Annotated in this window: 24 protein-coding genes and 1 pseudogene; 15 read left to right on the top strand and 10 right to left on the bottom strand. The window is 71.6% G+C overall.

Annotation, left to right across the window (positions count from 1 at the left end):
- Window positions 1-79 precede the first annotated feature (79 nt).
- The 7 genes from OG625_RS03510 to OG625_RS03480 all read left to right on the top strand — a co-directional run bounded on the left by OG625_RS03510 (window position 80) and on the right by OG625_RS03480 (window position 4459).
- Window positions 80-757, top strand: coding sequence for a nucleotidyltransferase family protein (locus OG625_RS03510; protein WP_329376590.1), 678 nt, complete (start codon window positions 80-82; stop codon window positions 755-757).
- Window positions 754-1008 carry a BON domain-containing protein gene (locus OG625_RS03505; RefSeq protein WP_329376589.1) on the top strand — a complete coding sequence of 85 codons (255 nt, stop codon included), beginning with the start codon at window positions 754-756 and terminating at the stop codon, window positions 1006-1008. The genes OG625_RS03510 and OG625_RS03505 overlap by 4 nt, the downstream gene beginning before the upstream one ends.
- Entirely contained in the window at window positions 1005-1772 is a 768-nt protein-coding gene (locus OG625_RS03500; protein ID WP_329376588.1) for a metallophosphoesterase family protein, read from the top strand. The genes OG625_RS03505 and OG625_RS03500 overlap by 4 nt, the downstream gene beginning before the upstream one ends.
- Window positions 1773-1889: 117 nt before the next feature.
- On the top strand, window positions 1890-2597 hold the full coding sequence (locus tag OG625_RS03495; RefSeq protein ID WP_329376587.1) for a HemK2/MTQ2 family protein methyltransferase: 708 nt from the start codon (window positions 1890-1892) through the stop codon (window positions 2595-2597).
- On the top strand, window positions 2581-2835 hold the full coding sequence (locus tag OG625_RS03490) for a CDGSH iron-sulfur domain-containing protein (RefSeq protein WP_329376586.1): 255 nt from the start codon (window positions 2581-2583) through the stop codon (window positions 2833-2835). The genes OG625_RS03495 and OG625_RS03490 overlap by 17 nt, the downstream gene beginning before the upstream one ends.
- Window positions 2832-3890: an iron-containing redox enzyme family protein gene (locus tag OG625_RS03485; protein WP_329376585.1), complete on the top strand. Its 1059-nt coding sequence runs from the start codon at window positions 2832-2834 to the stop codon at window positions 3888-3890. The genes OG625_RS03490 and OG625_RS03485 overlap by 4 nt, the downstream gene beginning before the upstream one ends.
- Window positions 3887-4459, top strand: coding sequence for a hypothetical protein (locus OG625_RS03480; RefSeq protein WP_329376584.1), 573 nt, complete (start codon window positions 3887-3889; stop codon window positions 4457-4459). Before OG625_RS03485 ends, OG625_RS03480 begins: the two co-directional genes overlap by 4 nt.
- 112 nt (window positions 4460-4571) lie before the next feature.
- On the opposite strand, the pseudogene OG625_RS41380 reads toward OG625_RS03480, so the two are convergent.
- The 4 genes and pseudogenes from OG625_RS41380 to OG625_RS03460 all read right to left on the bottom strand — a co-directional run.
- Window positions 4572-4697: pseudogene (locus OG625_RS41380) on the bottom strand (hypothetical protein); the annotation flags it as partial.
- A 431-nt stretch (window positions 4698-5128) separates the two neighbouring features.
- A complete protein-coding gene (locus tag OG625_RS03470; protein ID WP_329376583.1) occupies window positions 5129-5656 on the bottom strand; it encodes a hypothetical protein in 528 nt (175 codons plus the stop codon).
- Window positions 5657-5662: 6 nt separating this feature from the next.
- Window positions 5663-6199, bottom strand: a complete 537-nt coding sequence (locus OG625_RS03465) for a hypothetical protein (RefSeq protein ID WP_329376582.1) — start codon at window positions 6197-6199, stop codon at window positions 5663-5665.
- Window positions 6200-6337: 138 nt separating this feature from the next.
- Window positions 6338-6493 (bottom strand): hydrophobic protein, encoded by a 156-nt coding sequence (locus OG625_RS03460; RefSeq protein WP_329376581.1) that lies wholly within the window; start codon window positions 6491-6493, stop codon window positions 6338-6340.
- Between the two features lie 348 nt (window positions 6494-6841).
- Between OG625_RS03460 and OG625_RS03455 the strand changes: the two genes are divergently transcribed.
- From OG625_RS03455 to OG625_RS03445, 3 genes are all read left to right on the top strand, one after another.
- A complete protein-coding gene (locus OG625_RS03455) occupies window positions 6842-8194 on the top strand; it encodes a uracil-xanthine permease family protein (RefSeq protein WP_329376580.1) in 1353 nt (450 codons plus the stop codon).
- 130 nt (window positions 8195-8324) lie between these two features.
- Entirely contained in the window at window positions 8325-9710 is a 1386-nt protein-coding gene (locus OG625_RS03450) for an amidohydrolase family protein (protein ID WP_443067860.1), read from the top strand.
- Window positions 9707-10417: a sulfite exporter TauE/SafE family protein gene (locus tag OG625_RS03445; protein WP_329376578.1), complete on the top strand. Its 711-nt coding sequence runs from the start codon at window positions 9707-9709 to the stop codon at window positions 10415-10417. Before OG625_RS03450 ends, OG625_RS03445 begins: the two co-directional genes overlap by 4 nt.
- On the opposite strand, the gene OG625_RS03440 is transcribed toward OG625_RS03445, so the two are convergent.
- Window positions 10401-11480, bottom strand: a complete 1080-nt coding sequence (locus OG625_RS03440) for a LacI family DNA-binding transcriptional regulator (protein WP_329376577.1) — start codon at window positions 11478-11480, stop codon at window positions 10401-10403. The two genes, OG625_RS03445 and OG625_RS03440, sit on opposite strands and share 17 nt — an antisense overlap.
- 126 nt (window positions 11481-11606) lie before the next feature.
- Window positions 11607-12272 carry a helix-turn-helix transcriptional regulator gene (locus OG625_RS03435; RefSeq protein WP_329376576.1) on the bottom strand — a complete coding sequence of 222 codons (666 nt, stop codon included), beginning with the start codon at window positions 12270-12272 and terminating at the stop codon, window positions 11607-11609.
- 88 nt (window positions 12273-12360) lie between these two features.
- On the opposite strand from OG625_RS03435, the gene OG625_RS03430 reads away from it, so the two are divergent.
- The 3 genes from OG625_RS03430 (at window position 12361) to OG625_RS03420 (ending at window position 15278) form a co-directional block, all read left to right on the top strand.
- On the top strand, window positions 12361-12792 hold the full coding sequence (locus tag OG625_RS03430) for a hypothetical protein (protein WP_329376575.1): 432 nt from the start codon (window positions 12361-12363) through the stop codon (window positions 12790-12792).
- Between the two features lie 121 nt (window positions 12793-12913).
- Window positions 12914-13480 (top strand): PadR family transcriptional regulator, encoded by a 567-nt coding sequence (locus OG625_RS03425; RefSeq protein WP_329376574.1) that lies wholly within the window; start codon window positions 12914-12916, stop codon window positions 13478-13480.
- A gap of 79 nt (window positions 13481-13559) precedes the next feature.
- Window positions 13560-15278: an acyl-CoA dehydrogenase family protein gene (locus OG625_RS03420; RefSeq protein ID WP_329376573.1), complete on the top strand. Its 1719-nt coding sequence runs from the start codon at window positions 13560-13562 to the stop codon at window positions 15276-15278.
- Between the two features lie 325 nt (window positions 15279-15603).
- On the opposite strand, the gene OG625_RS03410 is transcribed toward OG625_RS03420, so the two are convergent.
- The 3 genes from OG625_RS03410 to OG625_RS03400 all read right to left on the bottom strand — a co-directional run bounded on the left by OG625_RS03410 (window position 15604) and on the right by OG625_RS03400 (window position 18165).
- Window positions 15604-16794 carry a cytochrome P450 family protein gene (locus OG625_RS03410; RefSeq protein ID WP_329376572.1) on the bottom strand — a complete coding sequence of 397 codons (1191 nt, stop codon included), beginning with the start codon at window positions 16792-16794 and terminating at the stop codon, window positions 15604-15606.
- Window positions 16791-17246, bottom strand: a complete 456-nt coding sequence (locus OG625_RS03405; protein ID WP_329376571.1) for a DUF6545 domain-containing protein — start codon at window positions 17244-17246, stop codon at window positions 16791-16793. Before OG625_RS03405 ends, OG625_RS03410 begins: the two co-directional genes overlap by 4 nt.
- A 316-nt stretch (window positions 17247-17562) precedes the next feature.
- Entirely contained in the window at window positions 17563-18165 is a 603-nt protein-coding gene (locus tag OG625_RS03400; RefSeq protein WP_329376570.1) for a TetR/AcrR family transcriptional regulator, read from the bottom strand.
- A 75-nt stretch (window positions 18166-18240) separates the two neighbouring features.
- On the opposite strand from OG625_RS03400, the gene OG625_RS03395 reads away from it, so the two are divergent.
- The gene (locus tag OG625_RS03395; RefSeq protein ID WP_329376569.1) at window positions 18241-18732 is read left to right on the top strand and encodes a GNAT family N-acetyltransferase; all 492 of its coding nucleotides are present in this window, start codon (window positions 18241-18243) and stop codon (window positions 18730-18732) included.
- Window positions 18733-18915: 183 nt separating this feature from the next.
- On the opposite strand, the gene OG625_RS03390 is transcribed toward OG625_RS03395, so the two are convergent.
- Window positions 18916-19401: a VOC family protein gene (locus tag OG625_RS03390; protein WP_329376568.1), complete on the bottom strand. Its 486-nt coding sequence runs from the start codon at window positions 19399-19401 to the stop codon at window positions 18916-18918.
- A gap of 319 nt (window positions 19402-19720) precedes the next feature.
- Here OG625_RS03390 and OG625_RS03385 point away from each other — a divergent pair, with 319 nt between their 5' ends.
- Window positions 19721-20911, top strand: coding sequence for a cytochrome P450 (locus tag OG625_RS03385; RefSeq protein WP_329376567.1), 1191 nt, complete (start codon window positions 19721-19723; stop codon window positions 20909-20911).
- The last annotated feature ends 91 nt before the right edge of the window (window positions 20912-21002 follow it).

Genomic DNA, 21002 nt, shown 5'->3' with positions numbered 1-21002 from the left:
TTAGGTGCCCCACGTGCTGTGCGGTGTCGTGCCGAAGGCGACACGGATTTCCGAGGCACTCGGTCGTGAGTGAGGCGCCATGGTCGGCAAGACCGCCCTGCCGACGCCGGCGGGGCTTCCCCCGCCCGGAGGCCTGAGCCCCCCGGCTCCGGCCGATGGTCCGCTGCCCAAGGACCACACCCAGGCGATCTTGGAAACCACGAAGCACGTGGCAGCGCTGCTCAAGCGCACCGGGAAGCCCTTCGCCCTCGCGGGCAGCGTGGCCGCCTTCGCCCATGGTCTGCCGGCGCGGTTCCAGCACGACACCGACTTCTGCGTCCGGCCCGAGGACGCCGACGCGGCGATCGAGGCCCTGGAGGGCGGCGGCATCGCCATGCGTCGGGCCCCCGAGGACTGGCTGGTCAAGGGCCGTTCGGGCGGGGAGGAGATCGACCTCATCTTCGAGCTGGCCAGGCGTCCGGTCAGTACGGAGCTGCTGGGGCGGGCAGGCGTCAAGGCGGTGGACTCGGTGTGGATGCCGGTCCTCTCGCCGACCGACCTCATGGAGAGCCGCCTCGTCGCGCTCTGCGAGCACTACTGCGACTTCGGCGACCTGCTGCCCATGGCCCGCATGCTGCGCGAACAGATCGACTGGGACCGCCTCGACCGGGACCATCGGGAGGCCCCGCTCTCGGACGCCTTCTTCTATCTGCTCGCGAGACTCGAGGTCATCGAGCGCCGCACCGAGGGGCCGGACGAGAGCGAGGAAGCGACGTGACCTCCACCGAGATCACCGAGTACCGCATCGAGCACCTGCGTGACCGGCTGGCGCGCGAGGAGACCGCCGAACTCGGCGTACGGGTCGAGACGCACGGCGCCCGGGCCGTCGTACGGGGCCGTGTCCCCGACGAGGAGTGCCGGACGGCCGTCCTGCGCATCGCGGGGGAGGAGCTGGCGGGCCTGGACTGGTACGAGGACCTGACGGTGAGCCACCCCCGCCCGCCCGACCATTCCGAGGAGCTGTCGTGATCCGCGTGGCGGCCGTCGGCGACATCCACCTCGGCCCCGACAGCGCCGGGCTGCTGAGGCCCGCCTTCGACACCCTCGGCACGTGCGCGGACGTGCTGCTGCTGGCCGGCGACCTCACCCGGCACGGCACACCGGCGGAAGCCCGGGTGGTGGCCGCGGAGGTGGCCGGGCTGCCGGTGCCCGTCGTCGCGGTCCTCGGGAACCACGACTACCAGAGCGATCAGCAGGAAGCCGTCACCCGGGAGCTGCGGGCGGCGGGCGTGCACGTACTGGAGGGCGACGGGATCGCCCTCGACCTCGGCGCTACGAAGGTGGGCGTCGCGGGGACCAAGGGTTTCTGCGGAGGCTTCGCCGGAGGCAGCGGAAGCGAATTCGGCGAACCGGAGATGAAGGCCTTCATCCGCTACACCCGCACATGTGCCGAGGCGCTCGGGCGGGCGCTGGGAGAGCTCCGCGAGGAGGGCTGCGGTCTGCGCATCGCTCTGACGCACTTCGCGCCCGTGCCCGACACCCTGGCGGGTGAGCCCCGGGAGATCTACCCCTTCCTCGGCAGCTACCTGCTCGCCGAGGCGATGGACGAGCAGGGCGCCGACCTGGCCGTCCACGGACACGCCCATCTCGGTACCGAACACGGAATGACGGCGGGCGGGATCAGGGTCCGGAACGTCGCCATGCCCGTCATAGACCAGGCCTTCGCCGTCTACCACCTCACCCCGGACGGGCACGCGGCCGTGCCGGGCGAGTCCGCTCCACCGGGGAGGTGACTCTGCCCGGCCGGACGGCCACCGGGTTCGCGTCCCGGCAGGTCCACGGCGGGCCCGATGAGACAGCCCGGCCCACACTGCCGGGAAATCCCCACCCGGAAGCCCGAGGTCTTGATCATGTCCCGTACTGCACCGACCACCGCACCGACCACCGGACGGACAGCCAGGGCCCGGCCCCGGCTGCTCGCACCGCCCGGTGTCTACCGCCCGCAGGCAGACACGAGACTCCTGGACGAGGCCCTCGCCCGGGAGGAGCTGCGCCCCGCCGCGGCGGTGATGGAGATAGGCACCGGCACCGGTGTCCTCGCACTCCACGCGGCGGGCAGGGGAGCCCGTGTCACCGCGGTCGACGTCTCCTGGCCCGCTGTCATCGCGACGTACCTGAACGCCCTGCGGCACCGGCTGCCGCTGCGCGTACTCCACGGAGACTTCGCCCTCCGCACCCGGGGCCGACGGTTCGACCTCGTCCTCGCCAACCCTCCCTACGTCCCCTCCCCGGCCGCCCGGCTGCCGACGCGCGGCGCCGAACGGGCCTGGGACGCCGGTCCCACGGGACGCCTGATCATCGACAGGATCTGCGCGACGGCCGCCGCCCTGTTGCGCCCCGGTGGCGTCCTGCTCATGGTCCACTCCGGCATGTGCGGTCCACGGACCACGGTGCGGCGCCTGGAGCGGGCCGGGCTCGACGCCCGGGTCGTCCTGCACGCCTCGGTGCCCTGGGGGCCGGTACTGCGCGCCCGCCGTGCCTGGCTGGAAGGTCAGGGCCTCGCGGTCGAGGGCGCCGAATGGGAAGAGCTGGTGGTCATCCGTGCCCAGCGCCGCTGACCGCCCCGCCGAGTCCCCGTCCTGCCCGGCCCGCCGGGTGGCGGTCGAGCCCGGGGGCCCGGTGCTGGTCGAGGGACCGGTGGAGATCCTCCTGGAGGACGGTTCGGTCGCCCGTTCGGACCGCTTCGTGGTCGCGGTGTGCACCTGCCGCCGAAGCCGGACCTACCCCTGGTGCGACACCAGCCACCGCCCACACCGACGGGGCACGGCGGCGCCCGAGGACGGGAGCCGCCCATGACCACGTCCGGCCCCGCTGTTGCCGCCCCCGACCTGGTCGGCGGCCGGGGCGAACTGTCACAGGCCGTCGTCGACGCCCTGCGCTCCGGCCGGGTGCCCGCCCGCGCCACCGGATCCGTGGCCGGATCCGTGCCCGGGGCCGATCCCTGGGGCGAGGACCTCCAGCTCGCCCTCTACCTGCTGTACGAACTGCACTACCGAGGCTTCGCCGGCGTCCCCGACGAGCGCGAGTGGGATCCGGACCTGCTCCGGCTGCGCCGGGACCTGGAGTCCGTGGTCCTGGACGCCCTGCGGTCCGCGCTGCACGACGCACCGCAGACCGTCGACGCGGCCTTCGCCCCGCTGCTCGTGGAGCCGGTCGACCTGACCGGCAGTGTGAGCCACTACCTCGAACGGCAGGGCGAACTGTGGCAGCTGCGCGAGTACGCGGCCCTGCGGTCCCTCTACCACCTCAAGGAGGCCGACCCGCACCTCTGGGTGGTCCCGCGCCTGAGCGGCCGCGCCAAAGCCGCCATGGCCGCCATCGAGTACGACGAGTTCGGGGCCGGCCGCGCCGACCGCATCCACGCCACGCTCTTCGCCGGGCTCATGACCGACCTGGGCCTGGACGCCACGTACGGCACGTACCTCGACCGTGCCCCGGCACCCCTGCTCGCCACCGTCAACCTGATGTCGCTCTTCGGCCTGCACCGGGCACTCCGCGGCGCACTCGTGGGGCACTTCGCCTGCCTGGAGGTCACCTCCTCCCCCGGATCCCGTCGCCTCGCCAACGCGATGCGGCGGTGCGGTGCGGGACCGGCGGCCGAGCGCTTCTACACCGAGCACGTGGAGGCCGACGCCGTACACGAGCAAGTCGTGCGCCGTGAGGTCATCGGCGGACTGCTCGCCGGGGAACCAGGACTGGAGGCCGACATCGCCTTCGGCTGCACGGCGACGCTGCTCCTGGAAGACCGCCTCGGCCGGCACGTCCGTGCGTCCTGGGACCGGGGTGCCTCGGCCCTGCGCAGCCCGTTGACCGGACACCCGTACTCCACCTCACCGGAGACACCGCCATGAACGACCGCCCGAAGCTCCTCGCCATCTACCTCAACGACCACCTGACCGGCGCCGCCTCGGGAGTCGAACTCCTGCGCCGCGCGGCCCGCGCCCACCGGGACACGCCCCTGGGGCCGACACTGGCGGCCATGGCCCAGGAAGTCGCCCAGGACCGGGAGAGCCTGCGGCGCATCATGACCGACCTCCGGGTCCCCGTGATGCGAAGCCGCACCGCCCTCGGCTGGCTCGCCGAGAAGGCGGGCAGGCTCAAGCTCAACGGACGCATTGTGTCCCGCTCCCCGCTCAGCGACGTCGTCGAACTGGAGGCCATGCGGCTGGGCGTCGAAGGCAAGGCGTGTGCCTGGCGCTCGCTCCAGACCCTGGCGGCCACGGACCCCCGCATCGACGGAGCACGCCTCCGGGAGCTCCTGCGGCGCGCCGAGCGGCAGATCCGGATCCTCGAGGCCCTGCGCGTCGAACGCGCCGCCCAGGTCTTCACCGCCGACGCGGCGGGGAAGGCGCGTCAGCCCTCGACGCCGGTGGCGGCGTGGGACGCGCCGACCGGCTTGGACTCGGGCGACCCGCGCTGACGCAGGTAGACGGACAGGATCGCCATCGCGGCCATCGCGGCCACCGCGAGCAGCTCGACAGTGCCTGGCGCGGCCCGCCCGCGGATGCCTCGCGCGGCGACTCGGGGGTCGCGTAAGCGCCGACCTTCTGTTCCCGGTCCGATCCGGTTCCGGCCTTGTCGAGCGGTTTGGACTCCGGCGAGCCCCGCTGGAGCAGCCAGTGACCCGGCCTCCTTGACGTGCTCCCGGCGCCGGGCATGGACGGTCCGGGCAGGCGGGCAGGCAGGCCCGACGGTGCGAGAGGCTGCGCGGGTCAGGAGTGAACCGTGGCGGAAGCACGCCGCCTGCCGGAGGGGCGAGATCCGCCTGCACTTCCCCGCCAAGTCCGGCAGCCGGGTCAGGCAGTCCAGGACCCGGACACGGGTCAGGCCGCGCCCCGTGAGGTCCAGGGGGAAACGTGCTCGCGGTGGAACAGGTGGACGGTGATGAACGCCGCCACCAGAAGCATGCACAGGAAGGAGAAGAGCGCGGAGCTCGTGAAGTTCGATGCGAGTTCGGCCGGCTTGTCGAAACGGCCGAGCCGCCCGGGTCTGCCCTTCCGCGTGATGTGCGAACGTCAGGCCCGGCGTCTGCCCGGCAGTGGCCCGCCGAACCGCCCCATGGGCGACTCGGCGGGCGGTCCCGCGCTCGTCAGGTCCGCAGCAGCCGGCCGAAGAAGGACCGGTAGCGCTGCAGGGCCAGTCGCAGGTCTTCGGTGGCCACCTGTCCGCCTTGCTGCCACTGGCTTTCCAGTTCCTTCTTGTGTGCGGAGAACGTTCCGGCGAGGGTCTGCATGACTTCGGCGACCAGACTGTCGGCGTCACGCACGGCGCCCTGCGGGTCGTCCACGAAGCGGCCCTGGATCTCGCTCCAGCTCGCCTGGTACGCCTCGGCCTCCTGCTCGGTGAGGAGTGCTCCGGCTTCCTCGTCCTCCTCGGGCACGGACGCCGTCCCCTCCGGTTCCGGGCGGCTCTCCTCGTACGCGGTCTCCTCGGCGTCCAAGGCGTCCGTCTCCTGCCGCATGTCCTCGCGGTCTCCTTGCCGCATGTCGTCGAGGCCTCCCTGCCGGGTGTCGGCGGTCGCCTCACCCGGGAACATCGGCGGCGGCTCCCCGTTTCCGGAGCGGGCCAACTGCTCGGTTGTCGGGCTCTGTTCCGTGTTCCGTTCTTCGTCCTGCATCTTCGCTCACCTCGCCGTTCCGACCAGTTCGTCGAAGAGCGCGCGGTAGTGGACCATGGCCCCGCGCAGCTCCTCCGTGGTTGCCTGGCCCTTGGTGCTGCGGCTGTTGACCTCGTGCGCCGCGCGGTAGTGCTCCAGGGTCTGGCCGTGCTCGACGGACAGTTCGCGCAGCTGCTCCTCGTATCCGTCGGTGGGGTAGCCGCGGTCCTGCATCAGTCGGGTGATGAGCTCGTCCGCCTGCCCGACCGCGCCTTCCGGCCGGTCGACGAAGCGCTGTTGGACGGTGGTCCACGCCTCGGTGTAGCGGTGCCGCGCATCGGCGGGGAGTTCCTTGATGTCGAGGTTGTCGTGCTGGACCTCGCGGTCCCGCAGCTCGGCGTGGGCGGCGTGCCTGCTGCCCATGTGGTCCACGGTCCGGTCGTATTCCGGACCGAACCGCTCCTGCAGCCGGCGCCGCCGCCGGAACATCCACGCGGCGATGCACGCGAGGATCACCACGACGGCGACCGGGATCAGGACGGCGAGAAGTGTGGTGGTGGACATCGAATCCTCCGAGGTGCCGTCTCCAGTGTTCCGGTGTTCGACGGGTCGGCGTCTGCCCGGAACGAGGCTCCGTAAACGGCCCGACGAGCGGCTCGGCGGACCCGGTGGGGGGCCGCCGGCATGCGCTGCTGCTGTGTCCTACCAGCGGTACCAGCGCCCTTCAGGGCCCCGGGCCGCGAATCCGATCAGCCACAGAACCAGTACGGCGATCGCGACCCACCACAGCACTTCCAGTGCGAAGCCGGCTCCGAAGAGCAGCAGGATCACCAGCAGAACGAGCAGGAGCGGAATCATGGCTACCTCCGATGAGCGGAACGCGCGCCGGGACCGGCGCGTCGCCATACGGGTCGGCTGCCCCGGCTCGGGCCGTTCATGCGGGGCCGTGCCGGGGCGTTGTCCGGGGGCGTTGCCCGGGGCGTCGAAGCCGGGTGACGGCCGTCCGGTCGCCCGGCCGCCCCTCGGGACGTCGACGGAATCGGTCCGTCCACAACCCTTGACGGGCCCCCGGAGCCCTCACATACTGGCGGCCAAATCGATTTGGCCAAATCGATTTGGCCCCTGCCCGGAGCCGGATCGTGGCCGAAGCCGGAGCGAGCCGAACGGAGCTCGAACGTGTCCAGTCCCAGCACTCTCCCTCACCCCGTGGACCAATCCCGCCCGCTGAGCAGGATCCTCCTGTTCGGTCTCCAGCACGTCCTCGTCATGGCGGCCACCCCCGTCTCGGCGATCTTCCTGATGAGCGCGACCCTCCACCTCGACACCGGCCTCACCGTGAACCTGCTCTCGGCGGCCTTCGTGCTCTCCGGGGTCGGTTCCCTGATCCAATCGCTGGGGCCCTGGAAGTTCGGGCCGCGGCTGCCGTTCGTCATGCTGCCCGGCGGAGCCCCGCTGATCCTCTTCCTGGCGATCGCCGAACAGCACGGCGTGCGCACCGCCACCGGCGCGGTGATCATCAGCGCCGCCTTCTACTTCGTCGTCCTGCCGGTCTTCGCACGGCTGTTGAAGTTCTTCCCCACCCTGGTCATCGGCACGATGATCGTCATCGTCGGGGTCAACCTGGTGAAGGTCGGCGCGCTGCTCGTCACCGGTCGACCGGGCGAACCCGGCTTCGCGAACACCACGAACCTGGCTCTCGGCATGGCGACGATCGGCTTCACCGTCGCCCTCTACTGGCTGTTCACCGGCGTCGTGCGGCAACTCGCCGTGATGCTGGGCCTGATCGCCGGAAGCGTGCTGGCCTACGCGCTCGGCCGGGTCGACTTCAGCGGCGTCGCCGAAGGCGGGGTCCTGAGCGCCCCGCAGCTGATGCCGTTCGGGTCGCCCGAGTTCCACCTCGTCGCCGCACTGCCGCTGATGCTGTACGGCCTGGCCTCCATGGCAGAGGCCACGGGGCAGACCGTCATCAACGCCGAGACCGTCGGCAAGGAGATCGACAAGCGCAAGGTCGTTCCCCGGACCATCCGCGGTGACGCCCTCGTGTCGCTCTTCGGCGGTTTCCTGGGGCTGCCGCTGATGGTGACCAGTGGCGAGAACATCGGAATCGTCCGCGTCACGGGCGTGCGCAGCCGGTTCGTCACCGCGGCGGCCGGCGTCGTGCTCATCGTCACCGGCTTCCTCGCCCCCGTCATCCGGGCCATCAGCGCCATTCCGTCCGCCGTTGTCGGCGGCACCGCCATGGTGGTGTTCGCGGTGATCACGGTGCTCGGCATCCAGATGCTGGCGAAGGCGGAACTCGAGCGGCACTCGCACGGGTTCATCTGCGCCGTGGCCATCGCGCTGGGCCTGCTGCCGATCCTCGTCCCCGGGGTCTACGCGGGTCTGCCGTCCAATGCCCGGATCCTGCTCGAAAGCGGCGTCGCCGTCGGCGCGTTCACCGCGGCCTTCCTCAACGTCCTGTTCCACCACGTACGGCCCAGGCTCGCCCGGCGGCGCGCCGCCGAGCCCGTCCCCGCCCTCCTCGACGCGGGCGGGTCCAGTGCCCGACCCCGCGTGTGACCCGTACGGAAAGAGCGAGATGACCGACCTGACGCACTACGACCCGAGTGGGGCCGGCGGCCCGGCCACGGACGGCCTGCGCGCGCACGATCTGGCCGACGAAGTCCAACTCCTCGTCCCCGCAGTGGTGATGACCCCGGATGGCCCGATGGAGCAGTACGCGGCCGTCGTGGCCGACGGCTCCTTCCGCGCGGTCGGACCTGCCGAGCGGCTGGAGCGCGACCACCCGCACCTCACACCCGTCCGACTGCCCGAACACGTACTCATGCCGGGATTCGTCGACGCGCACCACCACGTGACACAGAGCTTCGGTTCCGCGCTCGCCTTCGGTGAGCCCTCCGAGATCTTCCGCCGGGTATGGGTCCCCCTGGAGGGGGCCCTCGACGAGGAATCCGCCTACGTGGCGGCGAAGCTGGCAGCGCTCGAGTCGCTGCGCGGAGGATTCACCACCATCGCGGATGCCGGTACCCGGGCTCCCGTGGACGTCGACGTCGTGGCCAGGGCCACCAGCGATGCCGGAATCCGCTGCGTACTGGGACTCGTCTGCAACGACGCCGACGACGGGGGTGGCGACGGGGGTGACGACGACGGCGAGGCCCACGCCCGCGCCTCCGGCCCGGCCCGTACGTCCGCCGACGTCCTGGCCCGGGCCGAGAAGCACCTCGCCCGTTACGACGGGGAGGAGCTGGTCCATCCTTCGCTCGCGGTCTCCGTCCCGGAGGCCGCGACGGCGCAGACGCTACGGGGCACGGCCCGGCTCGCCGCGGAAGCGGGCGCCGTCGTCCAGATCCACGTCAACGAGCACCTTGCCGCCGTGGAGCGCTCCCTCGTCCGGCACGGCCTGCGTCCACTGGAGTACCTCAACGAACTCGGAGTGCTGGGACCGCAGTTGCTGGCCGCCCACGCCACCCTGGTCACACCTGCCGAGCTGACCCTGCTCGCCGACACGGGTGCCGCGGTGAGCTACAACCCCGTCGCCAGCGCCTGGAAGGGGAACGCCGTGGCTCCGGCGACCACCATGGCCGAACGCGGGATCCGCTTCGGGCTGGGCACGGACGGCACACGTGGTGACGGGTTCCGCCTGGTCGAGGCGGCCGAGTTCGCCCAGCGCCTCAGCTACGGCCTCGCCACCGGGGACTCCTCGTGCGGCGCCGGCTGGACCTGGCTGGAACACGCAGGCCAGGGCGGCGCGGATGCCGTCGGCCTCGGCGCGCTGACCGGCCGGATCGCCCCGGGGGCGGCGGCCGACTTCCTGCTCGTCGATGCGAGCGGCCCGGAGATGCGGCCGTCCTGGGACCTGCCGTGGGAACTGGTGCGGCGCGGCAACCGCGACCAGATCACCGCCGTGTTCGTCGCCGGAAGGCTGCGCATGTTCCAGGGCCGGCCCGTCGGCTGGGACGGCCCCGCGCTGGTACGGCGGGCGGCCGAGCTCGGCAGAGAGGTGGTCGAACGGGCCGGGGTGAAACGCGTACACCGCACGTCCACGGACGCACGCGCGAGGAGCGCCGTACGGTGAGCGCCGCCACGCTGGTGATCCTCGCCCTGGTGGTGGCCGCCGCCGCCTTTGTCCAGGGGACCAGCGGCCTCGGGTTCGCACTGATCGTCGCGCCGGTGGCCGGACTGCTCCAGCCCGCCCTGCTCCCGGTGTTCGTCCTCGCGTCGATGATCCCGTTGAACGCCTACGTGGCCTGGCGCGAGCGGCATGCCCTGGACCTGCGGGGCGCCGGCTGGATCACGGTGGCCCGACTGGTGGCGACCCCGGGCGGGCTCGTCCTGCTCTGGGCGGTACCGGAGGCGCGACTTGGGGTGGTCGTCGGCGTGGCCACCGTACTGGCGGCGGCGGTGAGCCTGGCCGCGCCGACCTTCGTGCCCGGTCGCGCCGCCTACCTCGGAGCGGGACTCGTCACGGGTCTCACCGAGACCGCGACGGGCGTGGGCGGTCCGCCGCTGGCCCTCGTCTACCAGCACCGGCCGCCGGCCGAGCTGCGGTCCACGGTCGCCGTGTGCTTCCTCGTCGGCGAGGTCGTCTCGCTCGCCCTGCTGCTCGGGACCGGCCAGGGGAGCCCGGCACAGGTGGGCTGGGCCGCGCTGTTCCTGCCCGCCCTGGCAGTCGGGGCGTGGCTGAGCCGGCTTGCCCACCGCCGTGTCGACGCCGCGCGCATGCGCCCCCTGGTCCTGCTCTTCGCCCTGGTGTCCGGGGTGGTGCTCATTCTGGCACCGTGACCCGCAGTGAGGACGCCCGCGCGACGAGGCGGGGCTCGGGCGCCGCCACCGACAGCGCCGCCACCGACACCGCCGTCGCGTCCGCGACGGCGCCGTCCTCGTCACGCAGGCGGGCGAGGAGCAGGTCCACGGCGTCGGTGGCCGCCCGGTCCAACTGGAGGTCGACCGCCGTGAGCGGGGGCTCACAGGTGCGGGCCCGCGGCCCGTCGTACCGCGTGACCACCATGACGTCGCCCGGGACCGTGCGGCCGCTGTCCCGGACCGCACGGACGGCGCCCACCGCGAAGGCGTCCACGAGTGCGCAGACGGCGTCGATCTCGGGGTGGTCGGCCAGCAGGGCCGCGCACCGGTCGTAGCCGGCCTCTTCCCCGCCTTCCTCCGGGGCGGTGGCGACGAGGGGGGCCCAGCCCTGCTCGGCAGCGGCACGTTCGTACGCGGCACGGGCGTCGACGGCGGAGTGGCGGGTGCCGGCGCCGATGATGAGTGCCGGGTGGCGGGCCCCCTGGGCGCGCAGGTGCTCCAGCAACAACTCGGCGACCAGGCCGCCGCGCAGGTCTACGTACGGGGCGTCCGTTCCCGGCCGCACCTCGCGGCCGAGCGCCACGTACGGCAGGCCCCGCTCACGCAACTGCGCGACGGCCGCGTCGTCCTCGTCGGGCTCGACGACGATCGCGCCGTCGATGTCGAGGGAGTGCAGCGCCGACCCGGAACTGACGGGCGGGACCAGGACGAGCGCGTACCCGTGGAGCAGGGCGCGCTCGGCCGCGGCTGCGGCGACTTCCATGTAGAAGCCGAGCCGGGAGGGGCCGCCGGCCACCGCGAAGGGCATCGACGAAGCGAGCGCGATGGCCTTCGCGTGCCCCTGGCGAAGGCGCTGCGCCCGCAGGTTGGGCCGGTACCCGAGTTCGGCGGCCACCTGCTTGATGCGTTCACGGGTCCGGGGGTCGACCTTCCCCAGCCCGTTCAGGGCATGGGACACCGTCGTCCTCGACACCGAGGCGGCCTGGGCGACATCGGCGATCGTCGGCGGCCGCCTGCGGGAACCGGAACCGGGGCTGGACATCGGCTGGACGCTCCTCGATCGGTCGCCGGCGACGGTCGGCGGTGACGGCAACGGTGGTGACGGCGGTGGCGGGTGGCGGGTGACGATGACATCTTCGCCGACGCGCCGGTTTCCGGGCGGGCCGGGTCAGTCGGCAGCCTCCAGTCGCACGCAGCAGCGGCCTTGGGCGGGGGCGAGGACCGCCGTGTGGGCGAGGTCGCCCATGCCCGTGAGCACTCCGCGCAGGAGGTGGAGGTTCATCCCGCAGATGGTCTCGGGGTGCCGGCGGGCCAGGCGCCGGAACGGGCAGTTGAGGAGGACGACGTCGCCGTCCTCGTACCGTGGTTCGAACCCGCAGAGTTCCAGAAGGGCGGTCAGATCGGCGCCGCCCTCGCCGCCCATCTCCGTTCCCAGCTCGTGGGCCTCGCGGTGCAGCACGGCCCGTACCGGCTCACCCGTGGCCGCGGAGTCCTGGACGGCTCGCGCCAGCAGCTCGGCCGCGAGCTCGTAGCGCCTCGGGGGCACACTGACGGTGATCTCCCTGTCCGGGCGCCGGTAGAGCTTCGCCGGCCTGCCCGCGCCCGGCCCCGTTCGGCCGCTGCGCCGCTCGTAGACCACGTCGAGCAGGGACGCCTCGGCCAGGCGGTCCAGGTGGAAGGCCGCGGTGCGCAGGGCGAGGCCCAGGGCCGATGCCGCCTCCTCGCGGCTGACCGGCCCGGCCTGGCGCACCACGTGCTCGTACAGCCGCTTGCGCGTCGGCTCGGCGAGCGCGGCGAGTGCCGAGACGTCCGCTGCTTCCTTCGCTGGGTCCACGTCGCCATTCTAAATCCCACACTCATTGACGAAAGAGAAGGCTGGTGCTTCTATCGAAAGTGAAAGTTGTGGATAGAAGGAGGGCGTCATGCCGTTCCTGACCAACACCTCCGCCGGCCACCCCCGGCGGGCAGCCCTTTCCGACCCGGGCTACCAGGCCTTCCTGATCCTGCGCACCGGCTTCACGGTCGCCCCGGTCCTGTTCGGACTGGACAAGTTCACGAACCTGCTCGTGGACTGGCCGGTCTACCTCGCGCCCTGGATCGACGACATCGTCCCGGGCAGCGCCCAGAGCGCCATGTACGCGGTGGGCGCGATCGAGATCGTCGCGGGCCTCCTCGTCGCCGTCGCTCCCCGCTTCGGGGGCTGGCTGGTCGCCGCATGGCTCGCGGGCATCATCGTCAACCTGCTGAGCATCCCCGGCTATTACGACATCGCGCTCCGCGACTTCGGCCTCCTCCTTGCCGCCGTAGCCCTCGCCCGCCTCGCCGCGGCCCACCGCACGCCGCCGGCGCGGTAGGCCTACGCGGCTGCCGGGGCCGCGCGTTTCTCGCCGACACCCTCGGAGCCCCCGGGTGAGCCGCGTCTCACCCGGGCGCCGGGACTTGTCTATGCAACGAGTTGCATAGAAGGATCGAGGTATGGCGCTCGACCACGCGATCCTCGTCTCCCTGCTGGAGATGCCGGGCTCAGGCTATGAACTCGCCCGCCGCTTCGACCGGTCCATCGGCTACTTCTGGACCGCCACGCACCAGCAGATCTACCGGGTGCTGGGGCGCATGGAGCGCGACGGCCTGCTCACCGTCCGTGAAGTGCCACAGCGGGCCCGGCCCGACAAGAAGGAGTACTCCGTCGCCGCCCCCGGGCGCGCGGCCCTCGCCCGGTGGCTGCACGAGCCGATCGAACCCGAGAGCCTGCGCCACGAACTCGCCGTGAAGATCCGCGGCGCGGCCTTCGACGACCCGGCCGCGCTGATCTGCGAGGTCGAACGGCATCACCAGGTGCACAGCGACCGGCTCGCGCACTATCTCGCCGGGGAACTGCGTGACTTCACCGGACCCGAGGCCCCCGCTCCGCTCGACGCCGGACAGGAGCTCCAGCACGTCGTGCTGCGCGGCGGCATCGCGTACGAACGGATGACGATCGCCTGGCTGGACGACGTCCTCGCCACGCTCCAGCGCCTCGGCGTGACGTCACCGTCCGGCTGAACCGCACCGCACCGCACCGCACCGCACCACCTACGACTCACCTCTCCCCTCTCGTCTCCTCTTCCGAAGGTGAACATCCATGGCCGACTCGCTGCTGTTCAACCCGCACACCTACGACCCGGCGCACTTCGACCCCGAGACCCGCAGGCTGCTCCGCGCCACCGTCGACTGGTTCGAGGCGCGCGGCAAGCGGCAGCTGCTCGAGGACTACCGTTCCCGCGCCTGGCTGGGGGAGTTCCTCGCCTTCGCCGCCAAGGAGGGCTTGTTCTCCACCTTCCTCACCCCGGCCTCCGCCGCCGGACAGCAGGACCAGCGCTGGGACACCGCCCGGATCGCCGCCCTCAACGAGATCCTCGGGTTCTACGGCCTCGACTACTGGTACGCGTGGCAGGTGACCATCCTCGGTCTCGGCCCGGTCTGGCAGAGCGACAACGCCACCGCCCGCAGCCGCGCGGCCGAACTCCTCTCGCAGGGAGAGGTCTTCGCCTTCGGGCTGTCCGAGCGGACCCACGGCGCCGACATCTACTCCACCGACATGCTGCTGGAGCCCGATGGCAACGGCGGATTCCTGGCCGGCGGCTCCAAGTACTACATCGGCAACGGCAACGCCGCCGGGCTCGTCTCGGTCTTCGGCCGACGCACCGACATCGAGGGCCCGGACGGGTACGTCTTCTTCGCGGCCGACAGCCGCCACCCCGCCTACCAGCTGGTGCAGAACGTCGTCGACTCCTCCAAGTACGTCAGCGAGTTCCGTCTGGCCGACTACCCGGTGTCGCCGGACGACGTCCTGCACACCGGCCGCGCCGCCTTCGACGCGGCCCTCAACACCGTCAACGTCGGCAAGTTCAACCTCTGCACCGCCTCGATCGGCATCTGCGAACACGCGATGTACGAGGCCGTGACCCACGCCCAGAACCGCGTCCTCTACGGCCGCCCCGTCACCGCCTTCCCGCACGTGCGCCGCGAGCTGGCCGACGCGTACGTCCGCCTCGTCGGCATGAAGCTGTTCAGCGACCGCGCCGTCGACTACTTCCGTTCGGCCGGTCCCGAGGACCGCCGCTACCTGCTCTTCAACCCGATGACGAAGATGAAGGTGACCACGGAGGGCGAGAAGGTCATCGACCTGATGTGGGACGTCATCGCCGCCAAGGGCTTCGAGAAGGACACGTACTTCGCCGAGGCGGCCGTGGAGATCCGCGGCCTGCCCAAGCTCGAAGGGACGGTCCACGTCAACCTCGCGCTGATCCTCAAGTTCATGCGCAACCACCTGCTGGAGCCGGTCGAGTACCCCGCCGTGCCGACCCGTCTCGACGCGGCCGACGACGCCTTCCTCTTCCGCCAGGGACCGGCCCGCGGCCTGGGCTCCGTCCGCTTCCACGACTGGCGGCCCGCCTTCGACTCGTACGCCGCCGTGCCGAACGTGGCCCGTTTCCGCGAACAGGCCGACGCCCTGAGCGAGTTCGTGGCCACCATGGCGCCCGACGAGCGGCAGGGCCGCGACCTCGATTTCCTGCTCTCCGTCGGCCAGCTGTTCGCGCTGGTGGTGCACGGTCAGCTGATCCTGGAACAGGCCCGCCTGACGGATCTGGACGAGTCCGTGCTCGACGAGCTCTTCTCCGTGCTGGTGCGCGACTTCTCCGGACACGCCGTCGAACTGCACGGAAAGGATTCCGCCACCGAAGCGCAGCAGGCCTGGGCCATGCGAGCCGTACGCCGCCCGGTCGTCGACGAGGCCCGCGCGGCGCGGGTCTGGGAGCGTGTCGAAGCCTTGTCCGGGGCCTACGAGATGACGCCGTAACGGCAGCTGACGGGGCCGCCTGGCACTCCTACGAGGTCGGTGACGCCTCCCTGGTCGTCGACACCGAGGTGCGGAGCTTCGGCAAGGAGGCCACCTCGGTGACGGGCCCGAACTCGACGAGTTCGGGCCCGTTCCCGTTCCCGTTCCCGTCCGCGTCACCGGCAGAGGATCAGACCTCGCCGCGCCAGGCGCCCGTCTCCACCCCGAGCGACTCGATGAACAGCTCGAACCGCTTCAGATCACCCGCGACCTGACGCCGGACCTAGCTCCGGGCTTGTCGAATGACGCGTCGGGAGCGTCCTGCAGCTCCCGGGCGCCGTCCTCGTCAGTTGAGGGTGAGGGGAAGGGCGGCCAGGCCGCGGGTGAGACGGGTTCGGCGCCAGGTCAGGGATTCCGCGGGGATGGCCAGGCGCGTGTTCGGGAAGCGGGTCACCAGGGTGCGGAGGGCGATTTCCGCCTCGGCCCGGGCCAGGGGGGCGCCCGGGCAGCGGTGGATGCCGTGGCCGAAGGAGAGGTGGCCGCCGGCGTCGCGGTCGAGGTCGAGGCGGTGCGGGTCGGGGAACGCCGCCGGGTCGCGGTTCGCGGCCCCGGGGGCGATGAGCACCGGGAAGCCCGCCGGGATGTCGACCCCGCCGACGCGCAGGTCCTCCGTGCTGTGACGGAAGGTGGCCACGCTCACCGGGGAGTCGAAGCGGAGCAGTTCGTCGAGGGCGCCGGGGATCAGGTCCGGGTCCCGGCGCAGGCGGTCGAACGCCTCCGGGTGCCGGAGCAGGGCCAGGACGGCGTTGCCGATGAAGTGGGTGGTGGTCTCGTGCCCGGCGACCAGGAGGAGGGCGGCCAGCGAGACGGTCTCGTCCCGGTCGAGTCCGCCCTCGTCGCAGTCGCGCAGGAGGGAGTGGAGCGGGCCGTCGCCGGGGGTGGTGCGGGCCGTGTCGACGAGGTGGGTCAGGTAGTCGCCGATCCGGTGTGACGCGGCGTCGACGCGGTCGGTGTCGGTCGCGTCGAAGAGGTCGTGGGACCAGCCGGCGAGCGCGGCGCGGTCGGATTCCGGCACCCCCAGCAGCTCGCAGACGACGGTGACGGGCAGGGGTACCGCCAGTTCCGCCACCAGGTCGACCTCCGTACCGGGTCGCCACGCGGTCATGAGGTCGTCGACGACCCGGGTGATGTACGGGCGCAGTTCCCGGACGCGTCCGGTGGTGAACAGGGGTGTCGCCACCCGCCGTTGGCGCGCGTGTGCCGGTGGGTCGCTCGCCAGCATGTTGCGGGAGATCGCCGGGTGCAGGTCGCGGTTCGAGGGCCGGTCGGCGAAGAAGCGGGCCGTGTCCTTGGACAGGCGGGGGTCGGTGAACGCCTCGCGGGCCTCGGGGTGACCGGTGATCAGGTACGCGTGGTGTCCGCCGGAGCCGGTGGGGATGCGTTGGACCGGGCAGCCCTCGCGCAGCCGGTCGTAGGTGGGATAGGGGTCGGCGAAGAAGCGCGGGTCGCGCAGCGGGTCCTGCCGCGGGGCGGTCACGAGGCCGCGCCCGCGTTCTCGGGTGCCGGGTGTCGCGCGGAGGCGTCCGCCACGAGCAGCAGCCACGTGGTCTCCGCCGGGAGGTCGCCCTTGCGGGAGCGGGTGCCGGCGGCGGGCGGGGCCTCTTCGCCGTCGAGGGGGAGTCCGGCGCGCTTCGCGTTGACGGCCGCGGCGATGACGGCCGCCTCCACCTCGGCATCGCCCTCGGGGGTGCCGGCATGGTGGAGGGGGGAGGTGCCCTCCTCGTAGAACAACAGGTCTGCGTCCGGGGTCTCCAGACGGATGCCGCACGGGGCGTCCATGGCGCCCAGCGTGCTCAGGGGGCGCAGGATGATGGGGCGTCCGCGTTGTTCGGCCACGGCGTCGCGGAGGTCGCGGGTGCTGAAGCGGTGCGGGAGTCGAAGTTCCTCGACGCGCGCTTCACACGTGGCGCGAAGCTGCTCAAGGTCCATGTCCTCACTCTGGTGACGCCGGGCGGGGGCGGCCGACCGGGGTGAACCTCTCCCCGGAAGCCTGGTGCGCGCGCCCCAATGTTGGCATGTCCGCGACTCCGATTCGAGAGCGGGGTTCGAGGGCGGGGGCCGTGTGATCGACGCCCGGCGCGCGGTTCAGTCGTCCAGGTTGAGGTCCAGGGGTGAGCTTGGCCGACGATCCGGAGCGCCGTGGCCGCCCCGGACGGGTTCGCCCCGGCGGCCGGCGCGCGGCCGCGGAACTGCGTGATCCGTGCTGACCCGGTGCGGACTTTGGTGGCAGTTCGTCAGGTCCGGCCTACGGCGTCGGCGGCGCGGCGGCCGGGTTCGTCAGTGTGCGGAGGTGGGCGGTGACGGCCGCGGTGGCGCGGGGCTCGTCGCCGGCCGCGAGCAGGTCCAGCAGGGCCCCCCTCAGGACCGCGAGCAACAGGGTGCGCTCGGCCAGTCCCTCGGGGGTGTCCCGGTGGGCGGGTGGCTGGGCGGCGGCGAAGACCTCGAGCCAGTCGGAGATCGTACGGCCGGCGAAGCCCGCCCACGGCCCGGCGTCTGCGGTCAGTGACCGGGAGTAGCCCTCGACCCACAGGGTGAGGAGCTTGCGGTGCGCGGGATCGGCCAGCCATCCCCACACCAGCTGTCCCGCCCGGGCGAGGTCGTGCCCCGGGCGGGCCCGGTGCACGGCACCGAGCATGCCCGTCTCGTCTTCGCGTGCGCGGGCGAGCAGGGCCTGGACCAGGGCGTCCTTGCTGCCGAAGAGGAAGAGGAGGACGCGCGGGCTGCTCCCGATCGCCTCTGCGAGGGGGCGCAGGGACATGTCGGCCAGTCCGTGGTCCAGGACGTGGGCGTAGGCCAGTTCGAGCAGCTGGTGCTTGCGGGCGGAGTCGGTCCGGTCGGAGGGGGGCACCTGGCCATTATGCTTTACTGAAACAGTCGTTTCAGTCGGTTCGGCCGTTTCGGTCGCATCGGGAGAGAGGCCCCCATGAGTGAGGTGCAGGCAGTGATCAGGCCGCTGGGGGAGCCGGGCGACCTCGGCTGGGTCGTGATGGCGCACGGCGAGCAGTACGCGAAGGAGTTCGGCTGGGACAGCAGCTTCGAAGCCCTCGTCGCGCGGATCGTCGCCGACTACGCCGAGGACAACGACCCGGCCCGCGAGGCCGCCTGGATCGCGGAGCTGGACGGCCGCCGGGTCGGCAGCGTGTTCTGCGTGGCAGGCGAGGAGGGCACCGCCAAGCTGCGGATCCTGCTCGTCGACCCCGCCGCACGCGGGCACCGGCTGGGCTCCCGCCTGGTGGCCCGGTGCGTGGACTTCGCGCGCGAAGCGGGCTATGAGCGGATCCGGCTCTGGACCAACGACACCCTGGCGGCCGCGCGCGGGATCTACCTGGCCGCCGGCTTCCTCCTCGTGGAGGAGGAACCGCACCACAGCTTCGGCGCCGACCTCGTAGGGCAGGTCTACGAGCTCGACCTGTAGGGCTCGCCGGACCTGTAACCGTGGATCCGGTCGGAGGCCGACGGCCACCACCGTGCAGAGGTCGTCGAGCAGCCCGCCCGGAACTTCCACGCGCTGCTCGCAGACCTGCGCCTGGGAGATATCGGAATGGGAATCGAATTTCCTACGGTCATTCTGGAAACGGGTAAAACCATCTCACCCGGTTCAGCCGCCGTCGGGTGCGGACCCCACGGAGCGCATGGCCTCCTCGGACCGTTTCTGCATATCGTCCGGCGGGACGTCCTCGACATGCGTGGCGAGGTTCCAGCGGTGGCCGAACGGGTCCTCCAATTGGCCGGAGCGGTCGCCGTAGAACTCGGTCTTGATCGGTGACAGCTCGGTGGCGCCCCGGGAGAGGGCCTCGGCGAACACCGCGTCGACGTCCTCGACGTACACGTGCAGGGTGATGGGCGTACCACCCACCGCCTTCGGCGAGCGGAATCCCATGTCCGGGTATTCGTCCGCGAGCATGATGACCGAGTTGCCGAGCTCCAGCTCGGCATGGGCGATCTTGCCTCCGGGCGCGGCCATCCTCATCCGCTCCTGCGCGCCGAGCACGGAGACGTAGAAGTCGATCGCGGCCGCGGCTCCGTCGATACAGAGGTACGGCGTGACGCGCGGGTACCCCTCGGGAATGGGCTGGACAGTCACCGGCTCCCGCCTTTCCGGACAGTGGCGGTCACCACCGACCGCCGCCTGCGACCACAGATATCCCGAACCCGCGGCACGCGCGCCCGCGCCGCGCGGCACCCGGGGCACCGGATGCCCCGAAGGGCCCCGCCCGGCCGAGGCCGGGGTGACCTTCACCGCTGGTCAATGCAACGCGCTATTGCGTTCAATCCCAGGGTCATTGCATCAATATGGCGTCGTCCACCTGCGGATATGTGTTTCAGTGGATTGCGGCGGACCTGAATGCTACGTAGCTTTCGAGATTCATCGAACACGCACTATCGCGAGGTGAGGAACGGTCATGAATGAATCGCTCCACACGGTGACGACGCTGCCGACGGAGCGCCGGCCCGGCTGTCCTTTCGACCCGCCGGCCGAGCTGATCGAAGCCCGCAGCAACGGCCCCATCAGCCGCTACACCCACCCCGGCGGGAAACCCGGCTGGCTGATCACCGGATACGACCTGGTCAGGTCGGTCCTGGCGGACCCGCGGTTCAGCTCGCGCAAAGAGCTGCTGAACGTGGTCGACTTCGACATCCCGCCGGCGCCGCCCGGCGAGTTCCTCCTCATGGACGAACCACAGCACGGGCGCTACCGGAAACCGCTGGTGGGCAAGTTCACCGCCCGGCGGATGCGACTGCTCACCGAGCGCATCGAGCAGATCACCACCGACTGCCTGGACGCCATGGAAAGGACCGGGCCGACGGCGGACCTGGTGACCGCGTTCGCCAAGCCCATCCCCACCATCGTCATCTGTGAGCTGCTGGGGGTGCCGTACGAGGACCGGGACTCGTTCCAGGAACAGATCGACACGTTCATGAACGGGGAGACGAGCGACGAGGACCTGTTGGCGGCCTACACCGCGACCCAGGAGTACCTCGCGGAGCTGGTGGCCGCCAAGCGTGCGAAGCCCACCGACGACGTGCTCAGCGAACTCACCGACAGCGATCTGACCGATGAGGAGCTGCAGGGGATCAGCCTGATCCTGCTCGCGGCCGGGTTCGACACCACCGCGAACATGCTGGCCCTCGGGACCTTCGCGCTCCTGCAGAACCCGGCGCAGATGGCAGCGCTGCGCGCCGATCCGACGCTCGTCGACCAGGCGGTGGAGGAGCTGCTGCGGCATCTGAGCGTCGCCACATCGTTCATGCGGACCGCGCTGGAGGACGTCGAGGTGGGCGGGCAGACCGTCGAGGCCGGCACGACGGTCCTCCTGTCGTACAACACCGCCAACCGCGACCCCGAGCGCTTCACCGATCCCCACGTGCTCGACCTGCGCCGGGAGGAGGGCGGGCACCTGGCCTTCGGCCACGGCATCCACCTGTGCCTGGGGCAGCAGCTGGCCCGTATCGAGATGCGGGTCGCGTTCTCCGCGCTGCTGAGCCGCTTCCCCACGCTGAGGCTTGCCGTACCGGCCGAAGACGTTGCCCTGCGTCCGGAGACCGCGGACATCTTCGGGGTGAAGAGCCTCCCGGTCGCCTGGGACGTGTGAGCGCACTCCCGTAGGAATGCGCTGCCGAGTGGCGCTTCCTACGGGAGGAGGCAACTGCTGTTGTCCGTAAATACAGAGTTTCTGGGGCGCG

Origin of the sequence: Streptomyces sp. NBC_01351 (genome assembly GCF_036237315.1) — a bacterium.
Lineage (GTDB): Bacteria > Actinomycetota > Actinomycetes > Streptomycetales > Streptomycetaceae > Streptomyces.
Note: the sequence above shows the minus strand (reverse complement) of the source record. Positions and strands in the feature narration are given on the sequence as shown.

Bases quoted from the DNA above. Each gene is read 5' to 3' on its own strand.
- OG625_RS03465 (WP_329376582.1), bottom strand. From the start codon at position 6,199: ATGTCCACCACCACACTTCTCGCCGTCCTGATCCCGGTCGCCGTCGTG.
- OG625_RS03395 (WP_329376569.1), top strand. From the start codon at position 18,241: ATGAGTGAGGTGCAGGCAGTGATCAGGCCGCTGGGGGAGCCGGGCGAC.
- OG625_RS03450 (WP_443067860.1), top strand. From the start codon at position 8,325: ATGACCCCGGATGGCCCGATGGAGCAGTACGCGGCCGTCGTGGCCGAC.
- OG625_RS03405 (WP_329376571.1), bottom strand. From the start codon at position 17,246: ATGGACCTTGAGCAGCTTCGCGCCACGTGTGAAGCGCGCGTCGAGGAA.
- OG625_RS03460 (WP_329376581.1), bottom strand. From the start codon at position 6,493: ATGATTCCGCTCCTGCTCGTTCTGCTGGTGATCCTGCTGCTCTTCGGA.
- OG625_RS03420 (WP_329376573.1), top strand. From the start codon at position 13,560: ATGGCCGACTCGCTGCTGTTCAACCCGCACACCTACGACCCGGCGCAC.
- OG625_RS03485 (WP_329376585.1), top strand. From the start codon at position 2,832: ATGACCACGTCCGGCCCCGCTGTTGCCGCCCCCGACCTGGTCGGCGGC.
- OG625_RS03440 (WP_329376577.1), bottom strand. From the start codon at position 11,480: ATGTCCAGCCCCGGTTCCGGTTCCCGCAGGCGGCCGCCGACGATCGCC.
- OG625_RS03385 (WP_329376567.1), top strand. From the start codon at position 19,721: ATGAATGAATCGCTCCACACGGTGACGACGCTGCCGACGGAGCGCCGG.
- OG625_RS03430 (WP_329376575.1), top strand. From the start codon at position 12,361: ATGCCGTTCCTGACCAACACCTCCGCCGGCCACCCCCGGCGGGCAGCC.
- OG625_RS03480 (WP_329376584.1), top strand. From the start codon at position 3,887: ATGAACGACCGCCCGAAGCTCCTCGCCATCTACCTCAACGACCACCTG.
- OG625_RS03470 (WP_329376583.1), bottom strand. From the start codon at position 5,656: ATGCAGGACGAAGAACGGAACACGGAACAGAGCCCGACAACCGAGCAG.
- OG625_RS03425 (WP_329376574.1), top strand. From the start codon at position 12,914: ATGGCGCTCGACCACGCGATCCTCGTCTCCCTGCTGGAGATGCCGGGC.
- OG625_RS03495 (WP_329376587.1), top strand. From the start codon at position 1,890: ATGTCCCGTACTGCACCGACCACCGCACCGACCACCGGACGGACAGCC.
- OG625_RS03510 (WP_329376590.1), top strand. From the start codon at position 80: ATGGTCGGCAAGACCGCCCTGCCGACGCCGGCGGGGCTTCCCCCGCCC.